Genomic DNA, 19,718 nt, shown 5'->3' on the forward strand with positions numbered 1-19,718 from the left:
CTAAAGTCAAAGTCCATCCGGTATTGTAATTGTAAACGTGGTACCTTGTGACGGGGTGCTGCTGCAGGCAATTGTTCCTTCATGCAAATGAATGATTTGGTTCACGATCGCTAATCCAAGCCCATTGCCTGCAGTCGAGTGGGAAGTATCCTGCTGATAAAATTTATCGAAGATCTTGGTAAGTCCTTCCTGGCTAATCCCGCAACCGTTGTCGCGGAACAGAATGACAATGGTATTTTCATTTTGCTTCATTTGAACTTCAATTAGGCCATTGTCAGGTGTGAACTTGATCGCGTTATCCAACAAATTCAGCCAGACTTGATTCAACAGCTCTTTGTTTCCAGAGATATTGTAATCCTGAACGTTAACATTCAGCGACATATTCTTCTTCTCCAATTTGGCAGCAAGCAGCAGCACAGATTGGCGAATCTGCTCCCCAACATTAAACCGTACTTTATTCGTTAAAATCGTCTGCGCCGCAATTTTTGAAAGCTCAAGAACATTCGAGGCGAGGGAGGCTAGTCTAGCCGATTCCTCAATAACAATGTCTAGATATTCATCCCGTTCCTCTTTGCTAAGATCATCATGCTTGAGCACTTCGGCAAATCCTTTGATCGAGACAATGGGGGTTTTGAATTCATGGGAGAAATTATTGATAAAATCGGTTCGCAGAATTTCAATTCCCCCAAGCTCTTCGGCCATCCGGTTAAAGTTCTCCGAAAGAATTTTAAATTCCGGAGGGCTTTTGAGCTGAAGACGCATGGAAAAGTCACCTTTGGCAAGCCGGTCCGTGGCTTCTATAAACATCCGGATGGATTTTACCATTTTCCGGCTTGTGACAGCCGATATCGTCGTACCGATAATTGTGCAGGCGATTAATGTCATTACGGGAAGCAAGGTGCCATCTTTGGCGATTTCTTCATTTAACAGACCAAAAACATTCGCAAGATAGAAGAGCAGCCCGGTAATCACAACAGTAATGAGAAAGATGACGAATACGGCAAGAGAGAAATAGAGGGGAAGAGAGATTCTGCTGCTGAGTTTATTACTCATCTTGCTCATGGTGTTCTCACCGCCTTGTATCCCAGACCCCGAACAGAAACCAGTTCAAACTCCGGATAAGCTTCAAACCGTTTCCGCAGACGATTGATGTGCACATTAACGGTTGTATCCGTACTTTCATTTTCCATGCCCCATATTTCGTCCATGAGCTGGATTCGGGTGAAAATCCGCTCAGGATAAGATAATAGCTTATACAACAAATAAAATTCTTTTTGCGGAAGGGTCTGTTTCTCATCCTCGCGGGTTACCGTCAAGGCGTCATAATCAAGTACGACTTTACCCACTGCCAGCTTACGGGCACTCGCAATTTGGGAACGGCGAAGCAGAGCTTGGATTCTGAGAAGCATTTCTTCGGTATCAATGGGCTTGGTCATATAATCATCGGTTCCAAGCCGGAACCCCTTTTTCTTATCTTCAGGGAGCTGTTTGGCTGTAGCCATAAGTATGGGGATCAAGCTATTGGCATCCCTTACTTCCTTTGCGAATTCATAACCATCCATATTAGGCATCATGATGTCCAGAATGATTAGATCAATATGCTGTGAATCAAGGACCTCCAAAGCTTTAACTCCGTCTTCGGCAGTAACAACAGAATATCCTTCACGTTTTAGAACAGCTTCAAGTAGTCTTCTTACATGCTTTTCATCTTCTACGACCAGAATGTTGATCATGATTTCACTCCAATTCATTTCATTGGGGGTTCAGGGTCATAATATCATCTTTCTTCTGCAATGAACAAACTGTGAAGTATAGGGAATTTATGTAACTTATAGGACTTGGCATCGTATATCATTCGAGATTATAAAAATGACCTTGGAGATGATACCGTGCAACTTGCCCGCTCCACCTTAACCGACCTGCACAGTAATGAAGAAGAACCGGATATTATATTACAGCAAGCGGTAAAGCTTTATCTGCAAAGGGTCCGCCAGTTTGAACCACAGATCCATGCCTTTGTTCCGGAAGAGCATCTGGAGGGGCGGTTGGCCATTGAAGCGGAGCGTTTGCTGGCTTCATCCGCTGCAATGGCAGTCAAACCGGCTTTATGGGGAATCCCTATCGCCATTAAGGATCTGTTGCATGTCGACGGTTTACCCACTTGTGCCGGTTCCGCGCTTCCTCCAGAAGTATTGGCTGATAAGGAAGGCTCATTGGTAAGACGTCTTCGTGACTTGGGAGTGCTGATTGCCGGAAAAACAGTGACCGAAGAATTTGCCTACAATGGGCCTATTGCTACACGGAATCCGCATAACACGGAACACACGCCCGGCGGATCAAGCGCAGGATCTGCAGCAGCGGTAGCCGCCGGCCTATGTCCCCTCGCAGTAGGCACCCAAACCTTGCGCTCTGTGATCGCACCGGCGTCCTTTTGCGGGGTGACCGGATTCAAACCGAGCTATGGAAGAGTCCCGCTGGATGGAGTGATTCTGCTGTCACCTTCTTTTGACACAATAGGCTTCTTCACACAGGATCTGCCAAGCATGGAAGTGGCTGCAGCCCATCTTGTTCCGGACTGGACCCCCCGCCAGGTAGATCGGAAGCCTGTACTCGGTATCCCTCGGGGAGTGTACATGGAACTGATGAGCCCGGAGGTCAAAGCCACCTTTACTGCGCAAATCGAACATCTTGAGCAGTTGGGCTACGAGGTCCGTTATGCAGACATGCCATGGGAAGATGAGTTTATTTACGGGGACAGCATGCTCCGGTTCATTGAAGGAGAGATGGCGCGCGGGCATGCATCCTGGTTTGAGCATTATGCTGAGCTCTATGGTCCTCCGGTGAGAGAGGCTATTCTTAGAGGCAAAGCCATCCCGGAAGATGAACTGGACGGGTACCGCAGGAAGCAATGGGGGCTGCGTGAAGAGCTGAAATTGCTGATGGTGAAAGAAGGGATAGATATTTGGGTGTCTCCAGCCCAAGGCGGAATCGCTCCGAAGGTAGCGGACAATAATACCGGATGGTCTGGTATGCCCGCCATATGGGGGTTTGCCGGATGCCCGGCTCTCAGCCTTCCGTCAGCAAGCCTTGAGGGATTGCCGCTCGGTTTTCAGTGCATCGGAAGCTTTGGCGAGGATGAATGGCTGCTGGCCTGGGCCCGGGAAGTGGCTCGGGATTTGTGAAAATATAAGAATTCATATGCTTTATGCTATAAATTATCCTTCTATTTCTCGCTGAAACGGATACCGTCCTTATGAGGACGGTATCCGTTTCCACTTGTAAAAGCCATTGATACCAATACCGCCAAGCTAAAGGTATGGGAGGAGATCCTGAAATCATTATCGGCGGCATGGCAATGTACCTATTCTCGACAGGTGAGGAAACGAAAAGCTGCAAACAAGTCTTCTACCGGAATATCATGGATTCGCAGGCCGGACAGGTTGCATTCCTGAATATTCACATTGGAAAGATCACAGCCGAATAGGGTGCTGCCGGTTAACCGGGAATCTGCAATAAGTGTGCTCTGAAGGTTCAGGTTGGTGAATTTGGAGTCACTCATATTGCAGTCCGTAAACAGGCTGCGTCTTAAATTGCTGTTGCTGTAGGAGGATTTTTCCAGATTCATATTGTAAAAGTCGGCTTCATTCATCATACAATTCTCGAATTCCGCCTTGGAGAGCTGCTGGTCCTCAAATCTCACACCTTCCTCTGCTGTTACAGCCGTGCCCGATTTGACCTTTTCATAGCCGAATTCGGTGGCGGATTCATAGATTCGCGTATAACCGGATTTCTCATAGAAATGGTGGTTGCTCAGCTGCTTGCTGGAGGTTTCCAGCTTCCAAACCCGGACAGCAGGGAATTCCTCTTCGAGAAAACTCATGATCTTCGATCCGAAGCCCCGGCCTTGATACTGCGGGTCAATGAAGATTTTATCGAGACGGGCATGTCTTCTTCCGGTGTAATTAATGCTGAACCCGCCTGCAATATGCTGCTCTACTTCTAAGACAAAATAATCTGATTCCCGGATGAAATACTTGTGCATTTCTGCAGAGTCATATCCCGGCGGGCGTAGATTATTATCATATTCATTCTCTTCCGTTGCCCAGCGCTTCATCTCCAGGTCGAACGTTCTTTTCATTACTTCAGCTAAAATCCCGGCATCTGCCGTGGTTGCTCTGCGAATATTCATGGCTGCACACTCCGTTTTCTGTAATCGTAAATCCTTAATTGTTTTATTCAGAACAAAGGTATACCCCAGCCTCCGGAATATAACTGATGGATGCGCAGCGGCCGGTAACAGCTCCAATGACTTGCAAGGTATAAATGTCGATCAGCTGCAGCAACAGGGTTTCCTGCTCTGCGATGAACTTGCGGGTAAGCATACACTGAGCATTGATCATCCTTACCATCGTATATTGATCGCTGGCCGTGTACAACAGCTCACCGCTGTCAAGATCATAAATCTGGTCCAGAGGCTCCGATGTTCTGATTCCAAACTTGTTCAGATCTTCTCCGATATAAATATTGTCATAACACTCCTCAAGTCCGCATCTTTCCATCTGCCTGTTCTTTAGACCGTATGTACATAGTTCTGAAGAATTCTCGCTAAAATTCTGTTTGCATAGGAAAAGCGAAGAGCCTCTCTGGCTGATGCCGGCATACCCATGGGCCGGATCACATTGGTCAATAATAAAAGTTTCGTCGATTGGCAGGTGATTGCGGATATTCTGAACGAACTGTTCCAGCGGAATCATGACCACACTTTGTATGGCTGTACCTTCGGGCATATCGTATTGGCTGTAATCCCATTCCGCCCTTTTCTCAGAGACTCCAATCCGGCCCGTTACAAGCATAAGCTGTTCGATATGATCCTGCTCAAAGACTGAGGTGTATGATAAGTGTACGATCCGGTCATTCGGCCCGATCCTCTCGGGAACGGGGAAGCTCTGCCCAAGCTCGACGTCGATCAGCAGATATCCGGTAAATCCGGAGTTTCGTTTTTTGGAGAAGGGGTCCAGATCACGGACAGCCACCAATAGATAGCGCTGGTTCAGCCCATACAATTCTGTGTATTTTAAAGCCGATACCTCTATGTTTTCTGCCAGATCATCTGTCAAACGAAGAATATAGACCTCCTTCGCATGCATGCTGCGGCAATCCAGTTGATGAATCGCCAAGACGGCTGTCCGGCCTTCCCAGCTCAAATAGGCATAATAAATCCAGCGCCCGGCGTCTGAATGATTAAGAATATAAGACCTATGCCCATAGCTGACGAACTCCGTGGTATGGTTGACCAGATCATAGCGAAGCACTCCGGCAAAGGGGCCGGATTCCGTAAGCTCTTCTTCATAAATAGCGTCACTGACATAAAAGACAGCGTAGCGCTCATCGAGGGTAACCCCGGAGTAAGCTACAAATTGATTTTCAAAGCCGTGCAGATGCAGCATTTCAGTCATTACCGGGCACAACTCCCCTACACTGTAATAAAACAGAATATACCATAAATTGCGTGTAAAAAGGTTAAGACCAATGTAGAAAAAGGAAAATTGAAATTTAAGGGCACGAGCTCAGCTCGTGCCCTTTGCGTTCCGCCGCAGAAATCTGACATTCACTTCTCCGCTGCCTGCCGTATTTGGACGGAGACCCAGTCGGAAAGCATTCCGTTTTAAAGTTTTTTTGACCTGTAAGGGGGAGAGGGAAGGGGAACGCTGCAGCAGCAACGCGGCTGCGCCGGAGACGATAGGCGTCGAGACGCTGGTGCCGGACAAGACAAAATACTGATTATCTATTCTCAAATACGGATATTGGCGGGCTAACTGTGAGCCGGGAGACCGCAGAGAGATGATCGTTTCGCCAGGAGCTACAATGTCAGGCTTCTTCCTTCCTCCCGGTGCCGGCCCGCGGCTGGAGAAATCGGTGATTCGGTCATCGCCTTGCGGCAGCGTCCGGCGGTCATCTACAGCCCCAACTGTTATAGACGAAGGGCTAACGCCCGGCGACTCAATTGTTCTGCGGCCTGGACCGCTGTTTCCGGCGGCAATCACGACGGTGAGCCCGGCTTTTACTGCTTTTTCTACAGCTTGGCAGAGCAGGTCGTCCTCACATGAAGTATTCACCGGTCCGCCGAAGGACAGTGAAAGAATGCGCAGCTTCAACCGCTTCCGGTGCTTAATACACCATTCAATCCCCTTAATAATCGTGGAATCATAGCCATCACCATTCTTATCCAATACTTTAATGCCCACAATTCCCGCTTCCGGTGCCGGGCCTCTGTATTTCCCCCGGCTTGCCCAGCCGTTGCCTGCCGCATCGCCGGCAATATGTGTGCCATGACCATTGTCGTCATAGGGCTGTTTCCGGTGATTGATAAAATCCTTGAAGGCTATAATCCGGTTCACCGGCCGGGTCAGATCCGGATGCGGGAATACTCCGGTATCGAGAATGGCGATATGGATTCCTTTGCCCGTAAGCCCATCCGCTTGCCGAACGGTTGCAGCTCCGATTGACGGGGTGGCTATATTTAATGAAGTCGTTTTGATTGCGTCCAAATAGACCTTGTGAACTCCATTCCAGCAGCATATGCGTTCCAGACATTTCAATGATACCTGTGAGGATACCGCATTGAGCAGAGGCAGACGGCGGCTTACGATAAATGGCTGCGGGCCGATATGTCTGTGTAGAGCAAGAAGACGGGAGGATGTGACAGGGCGTTTAAACTGAATAATAACCGGAACGGCGACCGCTTTATTGACAGAGGCATAGGTTTTCCGGACTTTGTGTTTCAGGGGCCGATTTAATTTGGTGGCATGCTGCTGCAGCCATAACTGTGCGTTCATTGCTCAGTGATCACCTCTTCAGTCAGTGTATGCACAGTAAGAGACGGTGGGTACGTATCTATGAACCTAGGACACTACCACATTTTAATTCAAATAGGCCATTGTAGTTTCAGAGAGCACGGGAAATGAATCTAATAGTGTATCCTATAAGAAAGTGGTGAAGTAAATGAAGCCAGTGGACAAGAAGACTCTTATGGCAAAACGGGCACTTATGGCAAAAAAGGCGCTTATGGCCCGCAAGGCAAAGGCATCCGCAGTGAAAAAGAAACGCAGAATCAGACAAAGCCTCGACAGATTTATCGTAATTGCTACGAATCTGTCTAATGCACCAAGAGATACAAGTGGATGGACAGCTAGCTTAACCAACGCAGGCGTAACAACAACAGCCGATTTTGATGATTTTGGTGTGGCCAGATTCCCCACAATCACCACGTTAACAACGGTACCGTATCTTTTGAGAATAAGAGATGCCAACGGAAATTCGGTAGTCAGCCGAAATGTCCCTGCAGACCGTGAATTTTTCATCGCCAGATTCTAATCTGGGGTGATCCATGGATGTGACATAGTCTAAACAGCGTGCGCCGATGCAAGACGGTGTGCGCTGTTTGTTATGATATGAAAACAAATTAGAGTAAACTGGAATTGTAATGTTTTTCCTGTATCCTCATCAGCTTGGTATTCAGATTGGAGGGGTGTCCTATATACGAGTGGATCAAAGACCGTAGCTTGCTGGAATATAGCGCCAAGCAGGAGCGATTTGAACTGGATAGGTTAACTGATTTTCATGTGAACAGACTGACGATGGACAAGCCACCTTCCGGGATGACGGCGCTTGGGCAGTATTTTATTGCTTCTAGTGTGTTGGACGACCAATCCTTCGCCCAGGTAATCCCGGTACAAGATGAAGCGATTAGAGCCATATTGATGGAGCAGGTGGCGCCACATTTTACGGTAGTAAGGGAAGCCGGACATGAAGGTGTAATAGAATCGTTTTTTCTGGAGCAGCTCAGACCGGAATCGAAGATATTGTTCGAGGAGACGAAGACCGGGATATTGCCCGTTATACAGGATTTGTACCGTCACAAGGATATGAGCAGCCATTACCATGAGGGCAAGAGACAATTGATTCATTATCCTGTGAATTTGGAGCTGCTTACGCCTTATGATGCGCCAGATGTGCAAGAACTGCAAACGCTGCTGAGAAAGTTCTATTTCAAATCCGGGGGGGAATCCAGTCTGATGCCGGTCGGCTGGATATTTGAAGATTCCTTACGGGATTCTGCCCTGCTGCGGTTTCTTGCCGGATTTGTCCCCTATGTTACGATGCTCGTGGATGCAGACAGCAACGAAGTTGTAGTGCTGCGGATGAGCGAAAATGAATGTTCACATACGCTTAAATTGAATTCAGCTAAACCGCAGCCGCCGCGCAGACACAATAATTATTTATACCTGGATATGGGCATTGGATTGGTCTTTGCGGTTGATTTAGCCGGGCAGCTACCGGTGGAGGATTGGAAAGGTCTCCGGGAGAAACAGGGGTATTATTTGCCGGAGGACAGTGACTTTGCAGATTTTGATCATGAGACCGCAGCGCCGATTCCTGAGGGCATAGGCCTTTTTTTTGATTCGGATTTCACGAAAGCAATGGTTGAGGCGGTTAACCGGGAATTGCTGAATTTCTTGGGAGGAAAATGATGAAGTCTATCAGGGGGTTTGCAGCTTTGCCAGAAACGGATGGTCCTTATGTGGTGTATATGGATTTCCGGCCCGGAAAAATAGGGCTATATATTGAACTTAAATCTTGAGATAAGGGAAAGGAGCAACGGAGGGGGATTTTGGAACTGGAGGAGCGGTAGTGTCCGACTGAAAGCTTTCCGAAGGAAAGCTAGCATCGAAAGCATAAGCAGTCTTCGGATTTCTACCGCTAATAGCGGTTAAAATCAAGAAATTTGAAGACAACAGCGGCCGGAAGTCCAAATATTCACCGTAGTAGCGACTGATCCTGTACTCTAATATCTTAAGTTCAATCTATGCAGAAAAGCTGAATTGCAGAAATCGGTAGAACTTAATCCTTACTGAGAAGACCAATAACACTTATTATTGCTCCTAGTAATATAGTCAGAAAACTCAAGCTGGGATATCTGACCTTGTAATCAACGATAGCATTAAAAATGAGTCCTAAAAAAATCAGGAGGTGCAGATCGTGCCGCCGAAATCAGATATTACGAAAGAGCAAATTATACAGGCGGCATTTGCCATTGTGCAGGAGCAGGGGCTTGAAATGTTGTCAGCCCGAAATATCGCGCAGAAGCTGAATTGCTCCACCCAGCCGATTTACAGCTTGTACGGAAATATGGAGGAGATCAAAAGTCTGGCGTATCAGAGGGTTGTAGATCATGTGCGTTACAGCATGACAAGTTATGAGGAGGGGTACTACTCACCTGCTCTCAATTTGGCTATCGGATTTTTGCATTTTGCCAAGAAAGAACAGCATTTGTTCAGATCTGTGTATCTTTCAGGTTATAAGAGCTATGATCTGGATCAAGAAGAATTTATAGGCGAAGCCATAAGTATGGCCTACATGCGTCATAGCAAACGGCTCAATTCAGCCTCAGAACACAGACTTAAGCGGGTTTTTCTGAATCTCGCCATCTATTTAATCGGGCTGGGAACCCTGATCCACTCAAGTACAAAGAAGCTGGAGATTGATGAGGCGATAATCATGGTCAGGGAGATGTATGAAACTTTGCTCCTGAGAGAAAAAGAGGGAATGAGCTGTGAATAGCGGTCTGGCGTTATTTCTGCAAGAAAGCAGATTAAGATATTAGCCGTTGCTATTTTCTTCTTGATGAGTATACAATAGATTGAATTAAAATACTGGAAGAGGTGGAAATATGAATTCATTTTTAAATCTTCATATTTTCATTTCATTGAAACACTAAGGCATTTTATGCTTTAGTGTTTTTTTATTATGCGGAGGTGTAGAGATTGGTAAGGTACAAAAGAGTTCTCATTAAACTAAGCGGCGGGGCAGTGGCAGGAAAGACAGAATTTGGTTTTGAACCGGAAAAAATGGAGCATATCGCGAGTGAAATTATGTCCGTGGTGAAACTGGGCGTTGAGGTTTCACTCGTGATCGGAGGAGGCAACATATTCCGTGGCAACATGGCGGAGAGCTGGGGCATAGAAAGAGCGGAGGCTGACAATATCGGCACGCTCGCGACCGTCATCAACAGCTTGATGCTGCGTGGAGTACTCAAAGCCAAATCTGACAGAGAAGTGCGCGTAATGACAGCAATACCGACTACATCCGTTGCTGAACCGTATATCCGTCTAAGGGCAATTCATCATTTGGAAAAAGGGTATATCGTGATTTTCGCCGGAGGCAACGGTCAGCCCTATGTGACAACAGACTATCCTTCGGTTCAACGAGCGATCGAGGTGAATTGTGATGCCCTGCTGGTTGCCAAACAAGGGGTGGATGGTGTACTTAGTGCAGATCCTAAACATGACAGGGCGGCCAGAAAGTTCAAATCCCTGCATTACAACGATGTGCTCCAGCATAACTTGAAGGTCATGGATCAGTCAGCGTTCATTCTGGCCAGGGATTATCATCTCCCGATGCATGTGTTCAACTTTGACCAGCCGGGTTCCATGAAAGACATTTGTGAAGGGATCAATCACGGAACAATCATTAGCGGAGAATCTCTTCTGGAATTGGAATAAGTGGCATGTTTTATTCTATTGAGAGTATAATAGCTTAGTTTGTCAATATACAGCTAGCTAATAAGCTTGAATATTAGTGATTATGTACAATCGGTTGGCAATAATTTAGCTATAATGACAATAAACCTAACATATATATTTAAAAGGCACAGCATTCAAGATATAATGTGGCCATCAGTATCAGCGTGAAGGTTGGCGGAGAGTCATGTATTTTGATTTCTAAAAGATGCCATCGAAAGGTCTGAGGGTTGATGAGCCTGGAAACTTTAAATGAACGAGTACAAACTGACCTTTCCTATTTGGCCTATGGCGGTACGGACTGGGTACGTCCTCTGGAGCATCTGGAAGGGCATGTCTACGATGTTGTTATTGTCGGAGGCGGTCAAAGCGGTTTGGGAGCGGCTTTTGGACTGCTGCGTGAACGGATATCTAACATTCTGGTCATTGACGAGAACAGTGAAGGGTCAGAGGGGCCTTGGGAGACCTATGCCCGGATGGTTACACTGCGGACGCCAAAGCATTTGACCTCCATTGATTTAGGGATTCCATCCCTGACCTTCCGCTCCTGGTGGGAAGCGCAGGCTGGTCCCGAGGGCTGGGAGGCCATGGACAAAATCCCGCGCGGTGAATGGATGAACTATCTGCGCTGGTACCGCCAGGTGCTCAGACTTCCTGTCATCAATGAGGTGAAGCTGAAGCTGATTGAGCCTGGAGAAGAGGGGCTCCACCGCCTGCACATTGCTGGCCCGGGAGCACCCTCCGGGTTGCTGCTGGCCCGGAAGGTGGTGCTGGCTACCGGCATTCAGGGTGGCGGTCAATGGCATGTGCCGCCGCTTATTGCCGGAAATCTGCCGGAGCATCTGTACTCGCATACTTCGGAGGCTATTGATTTCAGCGCACTGAAGGGCAAAAAAATCGCCATTCTGGGCGGCGGAGCCTCAGCCTTCGACAATGCTAATTACATGCTCTCCGAAGGTGCAGCCGAAGCCCATGTCTTTGTACGGCGGGAGAAGCTGCCGAGCGTCAACCCGATTCGCCAGATGGAAATATCGGGGATGATTGAAAGGTTCCATACGCTGGCGGATGACGATAAATATGCGGTGATCTCCCATTTCTTCAAGTACAATCAGCCGCCGACCAATGATACCTTTGCCCGTGCCGCGGCTTGGCCCGGCTTCACACTGCATCTCGGCTCCCCGTGGCTTGATGTGCAGGCTACTCCGGGAGGGGCGGTAGTAACAACTCCCAAGGGAGAGTTCGCCTTTGATTATATTGTGGTCAGCACTGGTCTTCTCAGTGATCCCGGCCTGCGTCCCGAGCTGCGGCTGGTTGAGCGTTATGTCGCCCGCTGGAGCGACCGCTATCAAGCCCCGGAAGATAAGGTGAATCCGCTGCTTGATGCGCATCCTTATCTCAGCCCGGGGTTTGCGCTGCAAAGCCGTGGGGAAGACGGGAAGAAGCTGCTGCATGGTTTGTTTGTATTTAACTATTCCGCTTTGGCCAGCTGCGGGTTGTCCGCTTCGGCGATTTCAGGTATCCGGAACGCCATACCCAAGCTTGTAGCCGGGGTGGCCGATCAGCTCTTCGGGGATGACCGTGAGAGGATTCTGCAATCCTTTTACTCCTATAATGAAATTGAATTTACCGGAGATTTGTAAGGAAAAGCTCTCTTGAGAAATCAAGAGGGCTTTTTGCTATAATAGAGAGGTTCATATTTCTTCTGCAGATTGGAGTAAGACCATGACCTATCGCAATTTGGAAGAGTGCATTATAGATTTGGAGAAGCACGGACATTTGATCCGTATTCATGAGGAAGTGGACCCCCTGCTGGAGATGGCAGCGATCCATTTAAAGGTTTATGAGGCCGGCGGCCCTGCATTATTATTTGAAAATGTTAAAGGCTCGAAGTACCGTGCGGTGTCGAACCTCTTCGGGACCATTGAGCGCAGCAAGTTTATATTCCGGGATACCTGGGATTCTTCACAGAATGTCATCGCGCTGCGCAATGATCCGATGAAGGCGCTCAAGCAACCCTTTAAATATATAGGTACAGGGCTTGCCGCGAGAAAGGCTCTGCCGCTTAAGACACTCGGCGGTGTCCCGGCAGGCTTCGAGGAAATTCAAATCTCCGACCTTCCGCAGATTAAGCACTGGCAGGGAGACGGGGGGGCTTTTGTCACCTTACCGCAGGTGTATTCGGAGGACCCGGACAAGCCGGGCATAATGAATTCCAACCTGGGCATGTACCGTATTCAGCTCAGCGGCAATGAGTATGAAGTGAATAAGGAAGTGGGGGTTCATTACCAGATCCACCGCGGCATCGGAATCCACCAGTCCCAAGCGAACAAGCGGGGCGAACCGCTTAAAGTGAGCTGCTTCATCGGCGGTCCTCCCGCACACACATTGTCTGCTGTCATGCCGCTGCCGGAGGGCTTAAGCGAAATGACCTTTGCCGGTCTGCTGGCCGGACGCCATTTCCGCTACAGCTATGTAGACGGCTTCTGCATCAGCGCGGATGCGGATTTTGTAATTACCGGGGAAATACATCCCGGTGAGACCAAACCGGAAGGTCCCTTTGGCGACCACTTGGGGTACTACAGCCTGGTGCATCCTTTCCCGGTCATGAAAGTACATAAGGTGTATGCCAAGAAAGGGGCAATCTTCCCGTTCACCGTAGTGGGACGGCCGCCGCAGGAGGATACCGCCTTTGGGGAATTGATTCATGAACTGACCGGAGGCGCTGTGAAGCAGGAGATCCCGGGAGTGAAAGAAGTACACGCGGTTGATGCTTCAGGAGTGCATCCCCTGCTGTTTGCCATTGGCAGCGAACGGTACACGCCTTATCAGCAGTTGAAGCAGCCGGCGGAGATTCTTACCATCGCCAACCGGATCCTGGGAACCGGCCAGCTTAGCCTGGCTAAGTATCTGTTCATTACGGCCGAGGAGGACCGGGCCATTAGCACTCATAATGTGGTTGATTTTCTGACCTATATTCTGGAGCGGATTGACCTTCGCCGTGACATTCATTTTCAGACCAATACTACGATTGATACGCTTGATTATTCCGGCACAGGAATGAACAGCGGCAGCAAGGTGATTTTTGCGGCAGTGGGAGAGCAGAAGCGGAGCTTGTGCACAGAAGTGCCGGAGGTTCTGTCCCGGCTACAGGGCTTCGGTGAGGCCAGAATGGTGATGCCGGGCATCGTTGCCCTGCAAGGGCCGGCATTCATTAATTATAATGAAGCGCAGCAGCAGTTAAGGTCTTTGTGCGACGCCATTGAGGAACAAGGTCCGCTCCCTACCTTGCCGATGATTATTCTGTGTGATGATAGCGAGTTTATGAGCGGGACCCTGAACAATTTCCTATGGGCGACCTTCACGCGCAGCAACCCTTCGCATGATATATATGGCGTGAACAGTGTAGTGGAGAATAAGCACTGGTCCTGCGACAATGTCATTATAGACGCCCGTACGAAACCGCATCAGGCCCCGCCATTAATCCCGGATCCTGAGGTGGAGCGCCATATTGAGCGGCTTTTTGCAAAGGGAGCCATCCTGGGAAGCCTGCGTAAATAAAACTGCAGGTTATTCTCTTGGCGGGGAGTTGGGAGAAAACAGTATATTCGAACGGAAAACCGCAGCTGATGTCGCTGCGGTTTTTTATGTGCGTCTCACAGTTGTACCTATTCGAAAATCGGTTTTTTGTCATATTTTCGCGAAATTTCGTACGAAAATAGGTAACATTGCTGGATCAAAGTCGTAACCTGCGTGTCCGGGAGTACTCTACAGAAAAAAATATAATGCAATATGCAGGCAGGACAAATTGCCAAATGATAGAGAGTTAAGAGACTCTAAGAGTGAAAATAATGCATCGGAGAGAAATAACTTACAAGTGAATTAATCCAAGAAGTCCAGGCCTAGCCTGGCTTCTAATCGCTGAGCGATCCTGTTGGCCCGGATTTTATTCCCGATCCCCTGAGCTGAGATTGTAGGACCCAATAAACGAATGCAGTCATATTTTGGAGATTATTAACGATATGAAATAGAAAAAAATAATAATGATGTAATATTCGACAATAAATTCCTTACATTTCAAAAAATATATGATAGGATAAAAAATGAAATCGTACAAACGTTTGCACAACTTCTGGTTGTTGCTTTTCGAGAGATAAAGGGGGCGTACTGAGTTGATGTGAAAATATATGAAATTATGTGAAAAGAAAAGAAAATAAATGTAAGAAAGTGGAAAGGGGATTAGGCAATGAAATCAGAACAAGCTGAATATGCAGTATCGGAGAAGATGCCAGCACTGGTATGGTGTTCCGAGGGACTGAATCTGTCTGAACTGGACATCCCTGCGGTCACACTATTAACTGATGTCAAAATAAAAATTCAAATGACGGGGATCTGCGGAACCGATCTGGCTGTCATCACAGGAAAAGAACCTGGTATTTCTGGAGTGATACGCGGTCATGAAGCTGTAGGAACTGTTATCGAAACCGGGGCGAATGTGACAGGCCTGAACATAGGCGACAGAGTAGTCATTGATCCCAATCAAAGCTGCGGCGAGTGCAGATTTTGCCGTCAAGGCAAAGAACATCTCTGCATAGGAACGGATGGGAAGGGCATGCCGATTGCCGGATTGAACAAAAATGGCACTTTTGCTCCCTGGTTCGTTACTGATGAAAAGTACTTGTATAAACTACCTGAACAAATGAGTTGGGAAGCTGCACTGGCCGTTGAACCACTCGCCTGTGTTCTGCATAACTTCCGTGAGGCCAGGATCAGCGCAGATGACTCGGTGTTAATTCTTGGTTCCGGCCCGATGGGACTTTTAGGTCAAATAGTTGCTAAACGTATGGGATGCACCACTATTGCTACGGAAATCAATACAGGCCGGCTGGCAAAGGCGAAGCAAATCTCTGACTATGCCTGCCCGCCGGAGGAGCTGACCCCGGAGCTGGTGTCAAGCATACTGGGAGAGAAGAAATTTAACATCGTAATAGATACAGTGGGCACACAGATGGAGCTGGCGGAACAGTGGGTGGAGCGCGGCGGTACGATAATCCCCTTCGGCATCAATGGGAAATATCAGTATACAATCTCACCGACCTTTTACACCCAGAACGCAGTAAGGCTCCTGGGAGCCGGTGAATATCTGAACACCTTTGAGGATGCATTTCAGTTTGCGAAGGATGTGCCGGAGGTAGCCTCCCTGATTACACGTAAGTACAGCTTGAACCAATCCGGGACAGCCATTCAGGAGTTGCTGGGACATATGCCGGATCATGCAGCTTCTTCGGACAAGCCGCTTCTAAAAACGGTGTTTGTTTTCTGAAAAGAACTTTCATAGGGAGATGCGCTCAATGATCAGACAGGATGAAAGAATAAACCGGATGCTTGAATATTTTGCCGGCTGCCAATTTAAAAAAGTGGAACCCATCTGGATACCCGCTTTGTGGAACGAGTGCGGCTATTTGTCGGTCTTGGATAACAAGGATGGCGAAATTCTCGTTGATCCGGCAGGATTTATGGTTAAGCATCTGCAATACTTGCTTGAGTTGTCTTCGGGCTATGTCAATATCGAGCAGACAGATTTAGATAATAGTGTCATCTATTGCTCCTTACTCCGTTATACTTCAGCCTGGGATTATAGCCATACCGGGAATATCCAATCCGGAACGTTTCTGAAATTTATGATTCTGTTGCCAATGCTAAAAAAAATGAATGTCAATATCCTGTACTTGCTGCCTGTAACCCAGTACAGCCATTTGAATCTCAAGGGGGATATTGGTTCGCCGTATGCCGTGTACAGCCTATTTGATTTAGATGAGAATTTACATGATCCGTTGCTGGACGGTATGGAGAAGCTGACCATCCATGATGAGCTGGCGACCTTGGTTGAGGCCTGCCATTTGCTGGATATCAAAGTAGTACTTGATTTAATCCCGCGGGTGAGTGCAAGAGATAATGTGTTTTTGGCAGAACACCCGGATTGGTTTTACTGGATTGATCTTAACGTGCTGCCGGGATTCCAGCCTCCGAAAATTGCCGAATTGGAGTTCTTCGCCGAATGTACACCGGATAAGCTGGAAACCATTTACCGCAGTGATGAAACCCGGGTTTTTCTAAACCAATTCCGTCTGCCGCCGAATGAACTGGATGCAGTCCTTTGGAGTGACCTCAAACGGCGCGCCCTTGAGTCAGGCGAATCCATATTACCGATGATCGAACGTGAGATGGGGATTACCCCGGCCCCTGCACATTCGGATTGGATTAATGATGTTCAGCCAATCTGGACAGATGTAGCTTTCTTTCGTCTATACAATGATCCCTCTCCGTTGGTCCGGTCTTATTTACCTGAAGGGCAACCGCCATACGTACTTTTTGATACGATCAAGTGCAATGTATACCCTGGAGAGGAGCCGAACCGGGAATTGTGGAACACACTGATAGAGGCAGCTTGTTTCCAACTGAACACCTATAACATTGATGGTTTCCGGATGGATATTGGACACACGCTCCCGGTTCCCTTACAGGAATCTATGTTCAAGGTGATTAAAGATATTAAGCCAACAGCGATTCTGATCAGTGAGGATTTATTCAATCGCAACCACCGTGAAGCGGCAAGAACCGGATACAATGTGATGTTAGGCAGCGGGTGGAACATCATGACTGATATCCGTGTCGAACGCTTGGAGGAGTACCTGCGGGAACTTCCGGAGTTGCAGATCCACGTATTTGCCTGCTCGGAAACAGCAGATACTCCAAGAATTACAAGCCGGGGCGGGATGGAGCTGGCCCGTCTCATGACGGTGTTTAATTATTTCCTACCGAACGGAATCCCTTATCTGACTACAGGAATGGAAGTATATGAGGAGCAGCCGCTTAATTGCGGTCTCGGGGATAATACCGGCGGTGCAGATATTCCAAAAGCTTTTTTCAATACCATGACGATCAATTGGACCAATGAATCCACACTGCTGCCGCTCCTGGAGCAATTAAAGCAGATAAAGAGACAATACTCTAATCTGCTGAAGCCAACGAACTTTTATCTTTCTGATTCACAAGGCGATATTATGATCTACTCTTACTATTTGAAAGATGAGCTGTTCAGCGTTTGTTTTAATTTGAACCCGGAAAAAGAGCAGACATTAAAGATTGAGCTTATCTATCCGGGGTCTAAAAAGACAAATCTGCTGATAGAAAGCGAACAGGGCGGATGGAACAAGCCTGGCAGCGAAGAAACCTATGAGATGCAGCCTTATCAGGCGCTGGTACTATTAATGGAACTGATCAAATGACCAAGGAGGAAGGATTGCAATGGATAAACAAACCGTACAGCAACAGCAACTGAATATCTGGCATGAATTCGATGGGAAGGGAGATACCTCCATAGAGGTGTTGGAGCAGCTCTGCCGTGAGTATAGCTCTGAATTCGGTGTTCCCATTATTCCGAAAGTCATGAATATCTCTAAACTGACCGCTGGCTTGCAGCAGATAAAAACTGCCGGAGCTGGTCCACAAATGGCGCTGGTTCCGGCAGACATGGCTGGATACGGGGAAGGAGCCGTGTATTCGGAGATTCCGGAGAAATTCTGGTCTATGTCCGGCTTCTCTGATAAGGATATCCGTTACTCCATGCGGTCGAATGACAAACAGTATGGTATTCCTATTCTAAAAGGCAATCATCTGGTGCTTTATTGCAACTCGGAAATCTATCCGGAGGCTCCAGCTTCGTGGGAAGCGATTGAGCAGCAGGCGGAGGAGCTCATGGCTAAAGGTATTGTTCCAGCCGCCACTGATCTGGCGGACCCTTATTGCTTTATCCCATTCCTGACTGCATTTGGAGGCTGGCCGCTGAAGGAAGGAAAACCCGATCTGTCAACTCCGGAAATGGAAGCGGCTCTGCGGTTCGTTCAGCGGCAAACGGCCCAAGGGGTGCTTGGCAGTTTTCACGGTTCCACTGAACTCCTGGACCGTTTTATCGCCGGAGAGATTGGTGCCATCATTTGCGGGGAATGGATTTACAATTATTTAGACCTTCATATGCGAGACAGATTGCTCGTAGGTGCGCTGCCGACTATTATTGGCAACCCGGCAGTCTCAATGGCTTCATCCATCGGTCTGGTATTTCCGCAGAATTCGTTGGAATCGGAGCAATCGGACGAGCTACTATCATTCGCCGCTTATCTGCTGAGTGAAAGCAGCCAACGGGAATGGGCGGAACGGGTACAGCGGATTCCAGTGCATACCGGGGTGTTGGAGGACATCAGGGTTACCGCCTCACCGGTCAGGGCTACACTGATTTCCTGCCTTGAAAGTGCGCGTAACATGCCAATTGAGCCGATTATGAGGGAAGTCTGGGATGCCATCTCCGCAGGCTTAAAACATTTATCACAAGAAGACGCCGCGAGATTATTGGTGTTAATGGAAGAGCATGTGAGCAGCCGCAGCAAACAGCAAACTCTATAGAGAAGAGGGAAAACCATGAAAACGACCATTTTTAGCCAAGTGTCAATCGACGGAAAGCTTACTTTAGGTGCGGGGCAGTCCAGCAAACAATTGTTCAGTATGTTCGAGGAACCTGATATTGAATATATTCATAAATTCAGGGGCTTAGTTGACGCTATTATGGTAGGGAAAAATACAATACAATATGATGATCCGATGCTGACAAACCGGTATGAGGAGAATAATAACCCGCTGAGGATTATCCCCACCTCACATATGGATATTTCACTGGACAGCCATGTTTTTGCCGACAACGGCAGAACGCTGATCGTTACCACTGAAAATGGCCAGGATCCTGAGAAGATAAGTATTTTGAAGGACAGGAACAAAGAGGTGTTAATCTGCGGAGAGGACAAAGTGGATTTTGTGGATTTGTTCCGTGAACTGGAGGCTAGCTACAACGTGCACAGCATTATGATAGAAGGCGGCGGGTTTCTAAACTGGAATGTTTTTGACCAGGATTTAGTAGATGAAATCATCTTAATGCAGCTGCCGATTATTATCGGAGGCGGGACTAATATAACGCTTGTTGACGGCAAGGGATATAATGACCTGAGCTTTGCAAAGAAGTTCAAGGTTGTGGAAGTTCTCCCGCAAAAAAACTATACACTGCTTCGTTATCAGAAGGCTGTGTGACGACGA

General features: G+C 47.8%; 16 protein-coding genes. 11 read left to right on the plus strand and 5 right to left on the minus strand.

The features are described 5' to 3' along the window. Positions 1-6: 6 nt before the first annotated feature. Both AC3WT9_RS30170 and AC3WT9_RS30175 read right to left on the minus strand, forming a co-directional pair. Positions 7-1,062, minus strand: coding sequence for a HAMP domain-containing sensor histidine kinase (locus AC3WT9_RS30170; protein ID WP_341091675.1), 1,056 nt, complete (start codon positions 1,060-1,062; stop codon positions 7-9). Then, positions 1,059-1,733 carry a response regulator transcription factor gene (locus tag AC3WT9_RS30175; RefSeq protein ID WP_341091676.1) on the minus strand — a complete coding sequence of 225 codons (675 nt, stop codon included), beginning with the start codon at positions 1,731-1,733 and terminating at the stop codon, positions 1,059-1,061. Before AC3WT9_RS30175 ends, AC3WT9_RS30170 begins: the two co-directional genes overlap by 4 nt. 156 nt (positions 1,734-1,889) lie before the next feature. Here AC3WT9_RS30175 and AC3WT9_RS30180 point away from each other — a divergent pair, with 156 nt between their 5' ends. Beyond that, positions 1,890-3,182 (plus strand): amidase, encoded by a 1,293-nt coding sequence (locus AC3WT9_RS30180; protein WP_341378113.1) that lies wholly within the window; start codon positions 1,890-1,892, stop codon positions 3,180-3,182. A gap of 179 nt (positions 3,183-3,361) precedes the next feature. Here the strand turns inward: AC3WT9_RS30180 and AC3WT9_RS30185 are convergent, their stop codons facing one another. The 3 genes from AC3WT9_RS30185 to AC3WT9_RS30195 all read right to left on the minus strand — a co-directional run bounded on the left by AC3WT9_RS30185 (position 3,362) and on the right by AC3WT9_RS30195 (position 6,836). Further along, complete coding sequence (locus tag AC3WT9_RS30185) at positions 3,362-4,189, minus strand: GNAT family N-acetyltransferase (RefSeq protein ID WP_341378114.1); 828 nt, start codon at positions 4,187-4,189, stop codon at positions 3,362-3,364. A gap of 43 nt (positions 4,190-4,232) precedes the next feature. Further along, complete coding sequence (locus AC3WT9_RS30190; RefSeq protein WP_341378115.1) at positions 4,233-5,456, minus strand: hypothetical protein; 1,224 nt, start codon at positions 5,454-5,456, stop codon at positions 4,233-4,235. A 111-nt stretch (positions 5,457-5,567) separates the two neighbouring features. Then, positions 5,568-6,836 carry a S8 family peptidase gene (locus tag AC3WT9_RS30195; RefSeq protein ID WP_341378116.1) on the minus strand — a complete coding sequence of 423 codons (1,269 nt, stop codon included), beginning with the start codon at positions 6,834-6,836 and terminating at the stop codon, positions 5,568-5,570. Between the two features lie 166 nt (positions 6,837-7,002). Between AC3WT9_RS30195 and AC3WT9_RS30200 the strand changes: the two genes are divergently transcribed. From AC3WT9_RS30200 to AC3WT9_RS30245, 10 genes are all read left to right on the plus strand, one after another. Further along, on the plus strand, positions 7,003-7,374 hold the full coding sequence (locus AC3WT9_RS30200) for a hypothetical protein (RefSeq protein WP_341091681.1): 372 nt from the start codon (positions 7,003-7,005) through the stop codon (positions 7,372-7,374). Between the two features lie 188 nt (positions 7,375-7,562). Next, entirely contained in the window at positions 7,563-8,531 is a 969-nt protein-coding gene (locus AC3WT9_RS30205) for a hypothetical protein (RefSeq protein ID WP_342481574.1), read from the plus strand. Positions 8,532-9,039: 508 nt separating this feature from the next. After that, positions 9,040-9,621 carry a TetR/AcrR family transcriptional regulator gene (locus AC3WT9_RS30210; RefSeq protein ID WP_341091683.1) on the plus strand — a complete coding sequence of 194 codons (582 nt, stop codon included), beginning with the start codon at positions 9,040-9,042 and terminating at the stop codon, positions 9,619-9,621. 203 nt (positions 9,622-9,824) lie between these two features. Beyond that, positions 9,825-10,562: a UMP kinase gene (gene pyrH / locus AC3WT9_RS30215; protein ID WP_341091684.1), complete on the plus strand. Its 738-nt coding sequence runs from the start codon at positions 9,825-9,827 to the stop codon at positions 10,560-10,562. A gap of 251 nt (positions 10,563-10,813) precedes the next feature. Beyond that, positions 10,814-12,220, plus strand: coding sequence for an FAD/NAD(P)-binding protein (locus AC3WT9_RS30220; RefSeq protein ID WP_341091685.1), 1,407 nt, complete (start codon positions 10,814-10,816; stop codon positions 12,218-12,220). A gap of 82 nt (positions 12,221-12,302) precedes the next feature. Then, the gene (locus AC3WT9_RS30225) at positions 12,303-14,138 is read left to right on the plus strand and encodes a UbiD family decarboxylase (protein WP_341378117.1); all 1,836 of its coding nucleotides are present in this window, start codon (positions 12,303-12,305) and stop codon (positions 14,136-14,138) included. Positions 14,139-14,823: 685 nt separating this feature from the next. After that, entirely contained in the window at positions 14,824-15,900 is a 1,077-nt protein-coding gene (locus tag AC3WT9_RS30230; RefSeq protein ID WP_341091687.1) for a zinc-dependent alcohol dehydrogenase, read from the plus strand. A 28-nt stretch (positions 15,901-15,928) separates the two neighbouring features. Then, positions 15,929-17,866 (plus strand): alpha-amylase family protein, encoded by a 1,938-nt coding sequence (locus AC3WT9_RS30235; protein ID WP_341378118.1) that lies wholly within the window; start codon positions 15,929-15,931, stop codon positions 17,864-17,866. Positions 17,867-17,885: 19 nt separating this feature from the next. Then, a complete protein-coding gene (locus AC3WT9_RS30240; RefSeq protein ID WP_341378119.1) occupies positions 17,886-19,037 on the plus strand; it encodes a sugar ABC transporter substrate-binding protein in 1,152 nt (383 codons plus the stop codon). A 15-nt stretch (positions 19,038-19,052) separates the two neighbouring features. Beyond that, a complete protein-coding gene (locus tag AC3WT9_RS30245; protein ID WP_341091690.1) occupies positions 19,053-19,712 on the plus strand; it encodes a RibD family protein in 660 nt (219 codons plus the stop codon). Positions 19,713-19,718: the final 6 nt, after the last annotated feature.

It is taken from the genome of Paenibacillus sp. EB106-06-01-XG199, assembly GCF_058791575.1.